The sequence below is a fragment of the Serratia sp. CY38905 genome, assembly GCF_052168875.1.
GTDB lineage: Bacteria > Pseudomonadota > Gammaproteobacteria > Enterobacterales > Enterobacteriaceae > Serratia > Serratia sarumanii.
Genome location: NZ_JBJNLV010000018.1, coordinates 1 through 12341 on the forward strand (window position 1 = coordinate 1; position 12341 = coordinate 12341).

A 12341-nucleotide genomic window follows, 5' to 3' on the forward strand; every position below is an offset into this window, starting at 1 on the left:
TCAGAAGTGAAACGCCGTAGCGCCGATGGTAGTGTGGGGTCTCCCCATGCGAGAGTAGGACACTGCCAGGCATCAAATAAACGTTATCAGCGTGACGACTGGTAATGCGCAAATCGCAGAGCGCGATATTGCCGGCATCGAAAGATGCAACGTAAAAGAATCGGTGGAGCGGTAGTTCAGTTGGTTAGAATACCTGCCTGTCACGCAGGGGGTCGCGGGTTCGAGCCCCGTCCGTTCCGCCACTTAATTGATAAGCCCTGAGTCTCTGACTCAGGGCTTTTTCATATGCAAAATTTATAAAGCCTCGTCGAATTTGTCGCCGTTCCTGCCGCTTTCCTCAATATTGTTGCCTGTTGATCAAAAGTCTTATGCCGAACCTGGCGTTTTTGCTCACTAAAAATATTGCCATACTCTCTCGCATCGCTATTTATCCACTAATGAGAGAGCAAATATTGTGAGCATCCCTGCATTTGGTTTAGGTACTTTTCGCCTTCAGGATCAGGTCGTTATCGACTCTGTGAGCACGGCACTGGAATTGGGCTATCGGGCTATCGATACCGCACAGATCTATGAAAACGAAGCGGCCGTCGGCCAGGCTATCGCCGCTAGCGGTGTGCCGCGTGACGAGTTGTTCATCACAACCAAGATCTGGATCGCGAATCTGGCTAAGGGCGCCTTAATTCCCAGTCTGCGAGACAGCTTGGCCAAGCTGCAGACCCCGTATGTCGATCTGACGCTGATTCACTGGCCATCGCCAAATGATGAGGTGCCTGTCGCAGAGTTTATGGCTGAACTGCTGGAAGCCAAGCGATTGGGGCTGACCCGTCAGATTGGTATATCTAACTTCACCATCGATCTGATGCAGCAGGCGATTGATGCGGTTGGCGCCGATCAGATTGCGACTAATCAGATCGAACTGTCACCGTTCTTGCAGAATGAAAAAGTGGTGGCGTTCGCACGGCAACATGGTATCGCCATCACCTCTTATATGACGCTGGCGTATGGCAAAGCGTTGCAGGATGAGACGATCAAAAGCATTGCCGCCCGTCACAATGCGACGCCGGCACAGGTGGTTCTGGCTTGGGCGTTGAAGCTGGGCTACGCGGTGATCCCTTCTTCGACCAAGCGCGAAAACCTGGAAAGCAACCTGTTAGCGCAGCAACTGACGCTGAGTGACGAAGATATGGCGCAGATTGCGGCGCTTGAAAGCAACGGCCGATTGGTCAGCCCGGAAGGCCTGGCACCCAACTGGGACTAATCTTCAGATATGAAGACCTCAGGCGCCCCAAGAGGGCGCCTTTTTATTGCTTTAGCCGCTCGCTGATAAAATCGATAAAGCTGCGCAGGCGGTTACTGACAGCGCTATCGCTGTAGTACACCGCGTTGATCGGCATTTCGAGTGGCAGCGTGTCTCCTACCAGAAGGGGAACCAGGTTCCCGCGTTTGACGTCTTCATCACTCATAAAGTCCGACAGGCAGGCGATGCCGTTGCCGTGCAGGCACAGGTGGCGCTGGGTTTCGCCGCTGTTGGTGGTCAGCCCCGGAACGATCTCCAGTTGTCGACCATCGGCACAGGTCAGCGGCCAGCGGTTCAGGCTGGGCAGATCGTTAAAGCCGATGCAGCAATGGTGCTCCAGGTCGGCTACCGTCTTTGGCGCGCCATATTGCGCCAGGTAGGCGGGGGAGGCCAGGATGCGTCGATAGCTGGCCATCAGCTTGCGCGCTTTCAGCGTAGAGTCCGTCAGCTCGCCGACGCGGATTGCGATATCCACTTTTCGTTCGATCAAATTGATGAAGTTTTCCGAAGAGACCAGCGACAGGGACATTTCCGGATAGCGTTCACGAAACTCGGCGACCAGCGGCGTCAACAGATGCAAGACGACCGGCGTTGCGGCATCGACGCGCAGCAGCCCCTGCGGGCGTTGACGGCTTTCCATCAACGCATTTTCCGCTGCGGCCATATCGCTCAACACTTTCTGCACCTGCCGAAAGTAGTTTTCGCCTTCTTGGGTCAGACTGATTTGGCGTGTCGTGCGGTTGAGCAGGGTTACCCCCAGCTTGCTCTCCAGCTTTTTTACCGTTCGACTGACCACGGAGTTGGCCTGCTGCAGGCGCTCCGCCGCCCGGCTGAAGCTGCCGCTTTCCACTACGGTGACGAAGGTGATGAGCTCGTCCGAATTCGCTTTCATTTTTGCTCCAAAGGCAAACTCTGTTCTAAATTTTTAGCGATTTCGTCATTTAAACACGTCGGAGCATCGTCGTCACCCACAGGAATCTGATTGCGCATATTCCTGTTTCCCCGTCTGCATTTTGCTGGCCCTTTCGCATTTTTCACCTCTGCTGCATCACCTTTACACTGCTATACCCTCAGAAGATTGAAATCGCCGCAGGCGGCCCCTATAACTGAAAAGGTTATGCCTGTAAAAGCCATGCCGTCTGTGCGGGGCAGGCGTATAATCAATTCACCGTTGGCGAAGTCTTCATCGCCAGTTTCATGCTAATGGGTAATAGGCGAATCGCGTGCCGAAACGAACTTATGCAATGAGGTATGTTGCAGGCCAGCCAGTTGAGCGAATCTTTCCTGGCGCCGTTAATCAGCCGTTGCCGCCAGGGGCGGCGCTGCCGACGACAGGCGCCTTGCGCGTTATGGTGTGGAATATTTTCAAACAGCAGCGAGCCGACTGGCTTTCGGTGCTGAAAAACCATGGCAAAGATGCGCAGCTGGTGCTGTTGCAAGAAGCGCAAACTACGCCGGAGCTGGTGAGCTACGCGACCGCCAACTATCTGGCGGCCGATCAGGTGCCGGCCTTTGTGTTGCCGCAGCACCCTTCCGGCGTGATGACGCTGGCGGCCGCTCATCCGGTTTACTGCTGCCCGCTGCGCGAGCGAGAGCCGCTGCTGCGGCTGTCCAAGTCGGCCCTGATCACCGTTTATCCGCTGTATAACGGCGAGCTGTTGATGGTGGTGAACATCCATGCGGTGAACTTTAGTCTGGGAGTCGACGTCTACAGCAAGCAGCTGGGGCCGATCGGCGAGCAGATCGCCAGCCACCGGGGGCCGGTGATCATGGCCGGGGACTTCAACGCCTGGAGCCGCAAACGTATCAATGCCTTGTATGACTTTGCCGGTGAGATGGCGCTGCGCGAAGTGAGCTTCGCCGACGATCACCGCCGTAAGGCTTTTGGCCGCCCGCTGGACTTTGTGTTTTATCGCAATCTTGGGGTCGTAGAGGCGTCGGTACTGGTGACCAGCGCGTCGGATCACAATCCGCTGTTGGTGGAGTTCCACCCGGAAAAAGATTCTCCCGTCTGGTGAATCGCAGGCAATAAAAAAGCACCCCGAAGGGTGCTTTTTTTGTGCCGGAAACTTAGGTGTCCGGCGTCAGCTTGTTGCCGACAAACAGGGTCAACTTAAGACCGGGTTGAAGGCTGTTGCCTTTACCGAGCGTTGAATTCCAACGCATCACGTCGTTAATATCGACGCCGTGACGACGTGCGATACTGGCAAGCGAATCACCTTTACGAACCTGATAGGTAATACTGCTGTTACCGCCAGTATTGCTGGCCACTTGCAGGGTTTGCCCAACTTTTATGGCGCTCTTGGCGCGTAAGTTGTTCCAACTCTGCAAATCGCTGGTCTTAACGTTCAGCCGCTTGGCAATGCCCGATAAGGTGTCGCCGGAGCGCACTTTATATGAACTGCCACCGGTCAAACCGCTGTTCTTCGCCAACTGCGTCGTTGGCTGAGTCACGGCGATCTGGCCATCGGCCAGCGAGTCTTTCAGTTGCTCGGCATGCCCTTTGGGAACCATGATGTAATGGGGCCCGTTGGGTGCCGTAACGCCTTTTTTGTAGCCTGGGTTATACGCTTTCATCTTGGTGACTGAAAGCCCCGCCATCTCAGCCGCCTGAGTCAGCTGGATCTGCTGCCCGACATCGATACGCGCCAGCGCACGGGTTTCATCCGTTTTCGGGAGTTTCACACCGTACTTCTTGCTGTTCTTGATGATGTCGCTCAGCGCCAGCATTTTCGGGACATAGATTGACGTTTCACGCGGAAGCGACAATGCCCAGAAATTGGTTGGCTTACCCTGGCGTTTGTTTGCCTTCACCGCTTGCATCACGCGGCCTTCACCACTGTTATAGGCGGCTACGGTCAGTAACCAGTCGCCGTTAAACATGCGGTTCAAGCGCTGCATCATGTTAAGCGCAGCGGTTGTCGAGGCGACGACATCGCGTCGACCGTCATACCACTGATTGTTTTTCAAACCATAATTGCGACCCGTTTGCGGCACGATTTGCCATAGCCCTGCGGCGTTGGCACTTGACGTGGCGTGGGGGTCAAAAGCGCTCTCCACTATGGGTAGCAGTACCAGTTCCATCGGCATATTACGTTTCTTAATCTGCCCGACTATCCAGTACATGTACGGCTCTGCCCGTAATGTTACATCGTGGAGATAGCTCTTACTTTTTAAGTACTTTCTTTTCTGATCACGGATCCGGGAATTTTCCGGAACCTCCATCTTCAGCTCGTCGCTAATGAAGTTCCACAGGTCCTGTTGCGCGGCGGGACTGTTGCTATCCAACCACCGCGCCGAGCTCGCTCGGCCATTTGCTGTGTACTCTCCTGCTTCACCATCTTGACCAGCCGAAGACAAACTCTGTGCATGCTGTTCTGGCGCCGGTGCGTCCTGCCTGGACGACTGGCAACCCACTAGCAAGACTGAGGCGAGAAATATCGCTTTAGCCTTCATGTGTGTGTCAATGTAGTTGCTTAAAAGACGAGCAATAATACTTTGCTTCGCCAAATAACACAACTAAAAGCTTAGAAGTTATCTTTCCGCAGGCGTAATTCGGAAAAAACTGAATGAAGGCTTTCCGGTGGTGAATTAAAGCCTAATTTCTTTTGTAAATCAGCGTCATGGCAACGTAAAAACAGGTTAATTTTGCGCTCTAATTGCAATGTGGTTGGCACGCTGGCTTGGCCTTTTGCCCTTAACGCTTCAACATGTTGTTGATATGTTTCAATCTCTCGATCTTCCGGCAAAATAGCCCGCGCAAACTTAAGATTTGAAAGAGTATATTCATGCGCGCAGCAAATTAAGGTGTTATCGGGAAGTTGCGCGAGTTGTTGAAATGAGTCGTACATTTGTTTGGCGCTGCCTTCAAACAGCCTGCCGCAGCCGGCGGAGAAAATTGTGTCGCCGCAGAACAGATAAGGGGCACTATAGAATGCCACATGGCCCAACGTATGGCCGGGGACGGCGATAGTCTTGTATTGGCGGCCATCAATGGCAAAGGTGTCGCCGTCGCGTACGATGTGGTTGGCGCCTTTGTCCGCGGTTTCTTGCGGCCCATAGACAGCCAGGCCGGGATATTGCGCCACGATCTGCGCCACACCGCCGACGTGATCGTGATGATGGTGGGTCAGCAGGATCGCCGCCGGCGTCAGCTGCAGGCGCTGCAGCGCTTCGAGCACCGGCTGCGCCTCACCCGGATCGACGATAATGCAGCGCCCCTGCCGGTCATCCAATAACCAAATGTAATTGTCCTGGAAGGCGGGAATGCTGATAAGATTCATGGTGTACCTCTCGTTGGCAACGGCTTGAAAGAAGATAATAAATCATGAAACCAGCCCATACTCTACAAAAGCTCACCGGCCCGCAGTCTTGGGCGGAGCTGCCGTGGGGGGAATACTATCGTGAAGCCCTCGAGCGGCAGTTGCAACCCTGGTGGCCAAAGCTGTTCGGTTTCCATCTGCTGAAGATGGGCATGCTCAGCGCCGAGCTGGCCACGGACAAATGCGCGATTTCCCATCAGGTCAACGTAGGGTTGGAGGGGGAAGGGCTGCAGGTGATCGCCGATGCTTATCAACTGCCGTTTGCCGCCAAGTCGGTGGATGCCTGCCTGTTGGCGCATACGCTGTCCTATGCGGACGATCCGCACCGCATGCTGCGTGAAGTCGACAGGGTGTTGATCGACGATGGCTGGTTGGTTATCAGCAGCTTCAATCCGTTCAGCCTGCTGGGATTGGGCAAACTGGTGCCCGGATTGCGTCGCCGCCAGCCCTATGTCAGCCGCATGTTTACCCAGATGCGGCTGCTGGATTGGCTCAGCCTGCTGAATTATGAGGTGTTGTACCAGGCGCGTTTTCACGTGCTGCCATGGCACCGCAAGGGCGGCAAGTTTTTATGCACTCATTTGCCGGCGCTGGGCTGCATGAGCGTGATTGTGGCGCGCAAACGCACCTTGCCGCTGACGCCCACGCCGATGAAACTGGGGGCGAGAAAACCTTCTCTCAGCCGCGCGGTGGGCGCGACCAAGAGCTATCGCAAACTGCCTTAGGCTTCCGGTTGGTAACCGACGTCTTCCTGCGTCGGCTTACCGGCCGCTTCGCGCGCCAGCACGTCACAACGTTCGTTCTCCGGGTGGCCGGCGTGGCCCTTGACCCATTCCCATTTTACCTCGTGGCGCTGAATGGCCAGATCCAACCGCTGCCACAGATCGACATTTTTGACCGGCTTTTTGTCGGCGGTTTTCCAGCCGCGCTTCTTCCAGTTATGGATCCAGCTGGTGATGCCCTGGCGCACATACTGGCTGTCGGTGCTGAGCGTCACGGCGCAGGGCACGGTCAGCGCTTCCAGCGCCACGATCGCCGCCATCATTTCCATGCGGTTATTGGTGGTCAGACGAAAACCCTCGCTGAAGGTTTTTTCCGTCTGCTTATAGCGTAATATCGCGCCGTAGCCACCGGGGCCGGGGTTGCCAAGGCAGGAGCCGTCGGTGAAAATTTCTACCTGTTTGAGCATCTCTGGTAGACTCTTCCTATCAGTTTTATAAAAGCCAAGTCTGACATAAACGAGCGCTGTGAGCACTGCAATATGATCTCTACAACCACCAGACAGATTGTCCTCGATACCGAAACCACCGGTATGAACAAGCTTGGGGTGCACTACGAAGGGCACCGCATCATCGAAATCGGTGCGGTGGAGGTGATTAACCGCCGCCTGACCGGGCGCAATTTCCACGTTTACATCAAGCCGGACAGGCTGGTGGATCCGGAAGCCTACGGCGTACACGGCATCAGCGACGACTTCCTGGCCGACAAGCCGACCTTCGATCAGGTTGCCGAGGAATTCCTCGACTTTATCCGCGGCGGCGAACTGGTGATCCATAACGCGGCGTTCGATATCGGCTTTATGGATCACGAATTCCGCATGCTGCAGCAGGGCATCCCGAAGACAGAGACCTTCTGCACCATCACCGACAGCCTGCTGATGGCGCGCCGCCTGTTCCCGGGCAAGCGCAACAACCTCGATGCCTTGTGCAGCCGTTATGAGATAGACAACAGCAAGCGTACGCTGCACGGCGCATTGCTCGATGCCGAGATCCTGGCGGAAGTCTATCTGGCGATGACCGGCGGTCAGACCTCGATAGCCTTCCAGATGGAGGGGGATACCCAGCAAAACGACGCCGCGCAAGAGATTCAGCGCATTGTCCGCCCGGCGACCGCGATGAAAGTGGTCTACGCCAGCGACGAAGAAGTGAAGGCGCACGAGGCGCGTCTGGATCTGGTGGCGAAGAAGGGCGGCAGCTGCCTGTGGCGCGGAGCGCCGGCCGAATAACGGCGTTTTTGCGTGAAAAAACCTCAGCGGATGAACCTTCGTTGAAAAACTGTGCAAACGGTTCATTTGGTGAGAAAAAGGCGTTGACGGAACCGAAAGGCGTCCGTAATATGCGCCTCGTTCCCCCGCAAGAGGGAATGGCGCGGAGCGGTAGTTCAGTTGGTTAGAATACCTGCCTGTCACGCAGGGGGTCGCGGGTTCGAGCCCCGTCCGTTCCGCCACTATTCAGAAGCCCTGAGTTAGCGATAACTCAGGGCTTCGTCGTTTCTGCTCTATGAAAAACGGTGCGGCTCAATGAACGAGGCCGGCAGACCGGCCCCTTATCCTCAGAATAACACCGAGTAGTTCAAGCCGAAGGTACGTCCACGGCCTTTATAGCTGTACAGCTCAGGCGAACCGTAGGTTGGGCTGTACAGTATCGGCGCGCGTTGGCCCCAAACGGTGGTGTACTCCTTGTCCAGCAGGTTTTCCACGCTGAAGCTGATTTTCCCCACCGGCAGGGCATAGCTGCCGAGGAAATCGAGGGTGTTGTAGCCATCGATCTTGCGGCCCTGAGTGGAATTGGCCTTGGTGTAATCACCGTCGTCCGACACGTCGAAGGTCTGCTGCGACTGTAAGCGCAGATTCCAGTCGCCCGGCGCCCAGCCGACATAGGCGGTGACTTTCGATGGGCTGGCGGTATCCACCACCAGCTTCTTCCATTCGCCGTTGACCTTGGTTTCGGAACGGATAACGTTGAAGTTGGTGCCGGCGCTCCAGTCGCTGTCTTCAAAGAAATAATCCACCGCGCCTTCTACCCCGTAGATGCGGCGCTTATCCGCATTGACGTTGATGGTCATGTCGGTTTTGTTGATGGCGATGCTCTTGTCGGACAGCGAGTAGTAGGCGGCGATTTGCGTGCGCAGGTTATCGCCGGTATAGCGCCAGCCCAGCTCGTAAGCATTGACCTTGATGCCTTCCAGCCTGGAATCGCCGACGTTAACGCTTTTCAGCAGTTGGTAGTGGCCGCCGTTCAGCGCGTAGGTGCCGTTGCCGTAATACTTGCCCGGATCCGGGATCTCGAAGCCCTGAGAGAAGTTGAACCAGGTTTGCTGGCGCTCGGTCAGGTGCGCCAACAGGCCGGCGTTGAACAGCGCATTGTTGTAGTCGGTTTTCCCTCCCGGAATGGCGTCGGCGGAGGCGGCGGCACCGGTAGCGATCGCCTGCTGCTGGTTATAGCCGACGAAGTCGTCGATCTTGTTTTCGGTGTACTGGTAACGCACGCCGCCGCTCAGGGTGAAGATCGGGTTGATGTCGTAACTGGCCTGCAGGAACGACGCCAGATTGCTGGTGGTATAGCTCGGGTAGCGGCCGGTGCTGTAGGCGTTCTCCAGCGTCATGCCGCCGGACTGTTGCGCCTTCGCCAGGTTAAAGAACTGTTGGTTGGCGTTGAAGCTCTCATGCTCGGCGTCGATGCCGTAAGTCAGCGTCAGCGCGTCGACAGGTTTGCTGTTTAACGTCAGTTTGCCGCCGTAGAAGTCGGTTTTTTGCTGCGAGGCGCCAATGCTGCTGACGTAATAGTTCGGCGCTTTGCCCGCCAACGTCGGGAACGGGTAGAAGGTCAGGGTTTCGTCGCGGTAGTAGACCTGCGCCACCAAATCCTGGCCGAGGAAATCGGTGTTGGAATATTGCAGGTTGATCAGATGGCGTTCGGTGCCGGGGATGCGGTCGGAATCTAAGCTACCGCTGTTGTAGGCCTTGGCGTTGCCGGTCACCGCCGCGAAGTTTTCTCCCAAGAACAGGCCGTGGTCGCCGTCGGACTGGCTTTTGTAGTATTGGGTGGTCAGCTGCAGCTGTTGATGATCGTCGATGTTGAGGGTGCCGGTGCCCATCACGTCGAGGCGATCGGAATACTGCAGGCCGGTTTGGGTGTTGTCGATCAGCACCTCGTTGCCTTTGCCGTCATACCAGCCGCCGTAGCGCTGGTAAGAAACGGACAGGCGCCCCGAGGCGTTGTCGTTGCCGCCGCTGACCGCCGCCGCCACGTTCTCGTCGTGATCGTTATGGCCGCCAAAGCCGGTTTTACCGCCGAGCTGCAACTCGACCTGCGGTTCCGGTTGCCCCTTTTTGGTGACGATGTTGATCAGGCCGCCGGTGCTGCCGCCGCCGTACAGCGAGGTCGCGCCGGAAATCACCTCAATATGATCGATATTGAACGGATCGATAGAATCCAATTGGCGGCTGTCGCTGCGCGATGAGTTCAGGCGTACGCCGTCGATCATCACCATCATCGAACGGCCGCGCATATTCATGCCATAGTTGGTGCGGCCCTGGCCGCTGACGTCCATGCCGGGGATCAGCTGCGCCAACATGTCCTTGATCTCTTTACCGCCCTGAACCTGCTGTTCGATCTCCTGGCTTTCGATGACCCAAGTGGTCTGCGCCATTTCCGCCACGCTGCGGTGCGAACGGCTGGCGGAGACCACCAACTGCTCTTCGTTGCCGGTTTTCTGATCTTCTGCCCAAGCCGCCGGCGCAAGCATTGCCAGCAGACAAGGGTTCAATACCCAAAGGTGTTTGCGTTTCATCGTTATTTCCCAGGTGATTTTGTTATTACTCTATTTTTGAGAATGCTTCTTTTATCAATAACGTTTCTTGTTATCAATAAAATCATGATATGATTTTTTGCGATACATTAACGTAATTAATTAGTTTTATTAACATTTTACCCACTGCGCGATCGAGCACCCCACGCCGTCAACACGGCAGCCGATCGGCCATACGCGCAAGCGACAGCGTTGCCGGAGAATCGAGAACATGTCCGCCAGCTACAGAATTTTTGATATCACCCTGAAAAGCAAAACGCTGATTTCACCTTCGCTGGTGCGCTGCGTGTTTGAAGGTGCGGATATTCATCGGATGAAGCTTGAAGCGCCGGATCAGCGCATCAAACTGTTGTTCCCGGCGGCGGACGGCCAGAGCCCGCAGTTGGTCAACGGCCCGGACTGGTACGGCGATTACATGGCGATCCCCAAAGAACAACGGCCGGTGATGCGCACCTATACGCTGCGTGCGCTGCGCCGTGAGCAGAATCAGATGGACGTCGAATTCGTGCTGCATGGTGTGAACGGCCCGGCTTCCGCCTGGGCGACCCACGCCGAGCCGGGTGACGCCATTCAGACGGTCGCGCCCAACGGCGAGTTCGGCGGCGACAGCGGCGGCTACGAATGGGCGCCGCCGGCGCAGTTGCAGCAGGCGCTGTTGATCGCCGATGAGACGGCGGTGCCGGCGGCGATGGGCATTCTGGAGCAGCTGGCGCAGCAGGCCAATCCGCCGTGGGTGCAGGCGTTCTTCGAAGTGCCGGTGGCGGGGGATTGCCTGGATTTGGCCCGTTTCCCGTTCGCCGAGGTTTACTGGCTGCCGCGTGACGTGGGCCGCCAGTTGGCGCACGGTACGCTGCTGGTGGAAGCGGTGCGCCAGCGGGTCGATATCCCCGCGTCGGCGTGTGCGCAGGCGCAGTCCCTGGCGGAAAGCAGCCTGAGCGATGAGGTGCTTTGGGAGCGGGCGGCCGGCGGTAACGCTTTTTATGCCTGGGTGGCGGCCGAGTCTTCCACGGTGAAAACGCTGCGGCGTTATCTGATCGGCGAACGCGATCTGGATCGCGCTACCGTCAACTTCATGGCCTATTGGTGCTGAACGCGCGGCCCTTTTCCGGCATTAACGCTGGAGCAGGGCATGCCGCTGCTATTCCCCCTCAACGAATAATCGCTTGCCAGCGGGTAGTTCGACCGTGTTATGTTCCGCTGAAACGAAGGTTACAGCGAGAACGATAATGCAACGGTTCGACGAACGCCTGCGCCGCGACTACCCACAGCTGACGCCGCAGGAGCAGCGGGTGGCCGACTTCATCTTCGATCACTATGACGATTTGATCGGCTACAACAGCGCCGAGCTGGCGCGTCTGAGCGGCGTTTCCAAAGCCACGGTCAGCCGCTTGTTCAAACGGCTGGGCTACCCCAACTACCGCGCCATGCGCGATGAGCTGCGCACCCTGCGCCAAAGCGGCATGCCGCTGACCGACAGCCGCGATGCGGTGCAGGGCTATACGCTATTGGCGCGGCACTGTAAGCAGGAAATGGCCAATCTCACCCGCTGGGTAAAGCAGATCGATGCGGTGCAGTTCAGCGCGGCGATCGCCGCACTGGCGCAGGCGCGAAGCGTGATGCTGCTGGGGCTGCGCAACAGCTATCCGGTGGCGATGCACCTGCGCCAGCAGCTGATGCAGGTGCGGGAGCAGGTGCTGCTGGCGCCGCAGCCGGGGCAAACGCTGGCGGAAGATCTGGCGGGGCTGACGCCGCAGGACATGGCGGTGGTGGTGGCGTTCCGTCGCCGGCCGCGCCAGATAAAGGCGCTGCTGGCGCTGTTGCAAAGCCGCGAGGTGCCGACGCTGCTGATCTGCGAACCGCAGGCGCAGGCGTTGTTCCCACTGGTCAACTGGCACTTGACCGTGCCGCTCGACAGCGTGTCGGCGTTCGACAGCTATGCCGCCGCCATGAGCCTGGCCAGCCTGCTCAGCAATGCGTTGCTGCATGAGCGGCTGGCGCAGGGGCGGCAGCGCATTCATCACGTCGCCGAACTGTTCCAGGCGCTGGACGAACTGGAGCTGCGTTAAGCGCGGCAGGTCATTTCCCTTCCTGCACCCTCCGCCGTTTAAGACGGATCGGTCACCTCATTGTGT

11 protein-coding genes and 2 tRNA genes are annotated in these 12341 nt (G+C 57.1%); 8 read left to right on the forward strand and 5 right to left on the reverse strand.

What is annotated here, in order from left to right; translation table 11 throughout:
• Window positions 1-165 precede the first annotated feature (165 nt).
• Window positions 166-242 (forward strand) — tRNA-Asp (locus ACJ8MK_RS23725).
• A 212-nt stretch (window positions 243-454) separates the two neighbouring features.
• Window positions 455-1258 carry a 2,5-didehydrogluconate reductase DkgB gene (dkgB, locus tag ACJ8MK_RS23730; protein WP_049213734.1) on the forward strand — a complete coding sequence of 268 codons (804 nt, stop codon included), beginning with the start codon at window positions 455-457 and terminating at the stop codon, window positions 1256-1258.
• Window positions 1259-1301: 43 nt separating this feature from the next.
• Here dkgB and yafC read toward each other — a convergent pair whose 3' ends face one another.
• Entirely contained in the window at window positions 1302-2189 is an 888-nt protein-coding gene (gene yafC / locus ACJ8MK_RS23735; protein ID WP_197828139.1) for a DNA-binding transcriptional regulator YafC, read from the reverse strand.
• A 331-nt stretch (window positions 2190-2520) separates the two neighbouring features.
• Here yafC and ACJ8MK_RS23740 point away from each other — a divergent pair, with 331 nt between their 5' ends.
• A complete protein-coding gene (locus tag ACJ8MK_RS23740) occupies window positions 2521-3315 on the forward strand; it encodes an endonuclease/exonuclease/phosphatase family protein (protein ID WP_028127832.1) in 795 nt (264 codons plus the stop codon).
• 52 nt (window positions 3316-3367) lie between these two features.
• Here the strand turns inward: ACJ8MK_RS23740 and mltD are convergent, their stop codons facing one another.
• Window positions 3368-4753 carry a murein transglycosylase D gene (mltD, locus tag ACJ8MK_RS23745; protein WP_151265670.1) on the reverse strand — a complete coding sequence of 462 codons (1386 nt, stop codon included), beginning with the start codon at window positions 4751-4753 and terminating at the stop codon, window positions 3368-3370.
• A gap of 71 nt (window positions 4754-4824) precedes the next feature.
• Complete coding sequence (gene gloB, locus ACJ8MK_RS23750; protein WP_033637191.1) at window positions 4825-5580, reverse strand: hydroxyacylglutathione hydrolase; 756 nt, start codon at window positions 5578-5580, stop codon at window positions 4825-4827.
• A gap of 44 nt (window positions 5581-5624) precedes the next feature.
• On the opposite strand from gloB, the gene ACJ8MK_RS23755 reads away from it, so the two are divergent.
• Window positions 5625-6344: a class I SAM-dependent methyltransferase gene (locus ACJ8MK_RS23755; protein WP_033637192.1), complete on the forward strand. Its 720-nt coding sequence runs from the start codon at window positions 5625-5627 to the stop codon at window positions 6342-6344.
• Here the strand turns inward: ACJ8MK_RS23755 and rnhA are convergent.
• Window positions 6341-6808 carry a ribonuclease HI gene (gene rnhA / locus ACJ8MK_RS23760; RefSeq protein WP_033649910.1) on the reverse strand — a complete coding sequence of 156 codons (468 nt, stop codon included), beginning with the start codon at window positions 6806-6808 and terminating at the stop codon, window positions 6341-6343. The two genes, ACJ8MK_RS23755 and rnhA, sit on opposite strands and share 4 nt — an antisense overlap.
• A gap of 72 nt (window positions 6809-6880) precedes the next feature.
• Between rnhA and dnaQ the strand changes: the two genes are divergently transcribed.
• Both dnaQ and ACJ8MK_RS23770 read left to right on the forward strand, forming a co-directional pair.
• Entirely contained in the window at window positions 6881-7624 is a 744-nt protein-coding gene (gene dnaQ, locus ACJ8MK_RS23765) for a DNA polymerase III subunit epsilon (RefSeq protein ID WP_004930195.1), read from the forward strand.
• Between the two features lie 144 nt (window positions 7625-7768).
• A tRNA-Asp gene (locus ACJ8MK_RS23770) sits at window positions 7769-7845 on the forward strand.
• Between the two features lie 105 nt (window positions 7846-7950).
• Here the strand turns inward: ACJ8MK_RS23770 and ACJ8MK_RS23775 are convergent.
• Window positions 7951-10191 carry a TonB-dependent siderophore receptor gene (locus ACJ8MK_RS23775; protein WP_164105754.1) on the reverse strand — a complete coding sequence of 747 codons (2241 nt, stop codon included), beginning with the start codon at window positions 10189-10191 and terminating at the stop codon, window positions 7951-7953.
• 229 nt (window positions 10192-10420) lie between these two features.
• Between ACJ8MK_RS23775 and ACJ8MK_RS23780 the strand changes: the two genes are divergently transcribed.
• Window positions 10421-11299 (forward strand): siderophore-interacting protein, encoded by an 879-nt coding sequence (locus tag ACJ8MK_RS23780; protein ID WP_033653350.1) that lies wholly within the window; start codon window positions 10421-10423, stop codon window positions 11297-11299.
• Between the two features lie 136 nt (window positions 11300-11435).
• Window positions 11436-12275 (forward strand): MurR/RpiR family transcriptional regulator, encoded by an 840-nt coding sequence (locus ACJ8MK_RS23785; RefSeq protein ID WP_442518088.1) that lies wholly within the window; start codon window positions 11436-11438, stop codon window positions 12273-12275.
• Window positions 12276-12341 lie beyond the last annotated feature (66 nt).

Coding starts and splice junctions, on each gene's coding strand:
- mltD (WP_151265670.1), bottom strand. CDS start 4,753: ATGAAGGCTAAAGCGATATTTCTCGCCTCAGTCTTGCTAGTGGGTTGC.
- gloB (WP_033637191.1), bottom strand. CDS start 5,580: ATGAATCTTATCAGCATTCCCGCCTTCCAGGACAATTACATTTGGTTA.
- dnaQ (WP_004930195.1), top strand. CDS start 6,881: ATGATCTCTACAACCACCAGACAGATTGTCCTCGATACCGAAACCACC.
- yafC (WP_197828139.1), bottom strand. CDS start 2,189: ATGAAAGCGAATTCGGACGAGCTCATCACCTTCGTCACCGTAGTGGAA.
- ACJ8MK_RS23755 (WP_033637192.1), top strand. CDS start 5,625: ATGAAACCAGCCCATACTCTACAAAAGCTCACCGGCCCGCAGTCTTGG.
- ACJ8MK_RS23780 (WP_033653350.1), top strand. CDS start 10,421: ATGTCCGCCAGCTACAGAATTTTTGATATCACCCTGAAAAGCAAAACG.
- ACJ8MK_RS23785 (WP_442518088.1), top strand. CDS start 11,436: ATGCAACGGTTCGACGAACGCCTGCGCCGCGACTACCCACAGCTGACG.
- ACJ8MK_RS23775 (WP_164105754.1), bottom strand. CDS start 10,191: ATGAAACGCAAACACCTTTGGGTATTGAACCCTTGTCTGCTGGCAATG.
- rnhA (WP_033649910.1), bottom strand. CDS start 6,808: ATGCTCAAACAGGTAGAAATTTTCACCGACGGCTCCTGCCTTGGCAAC.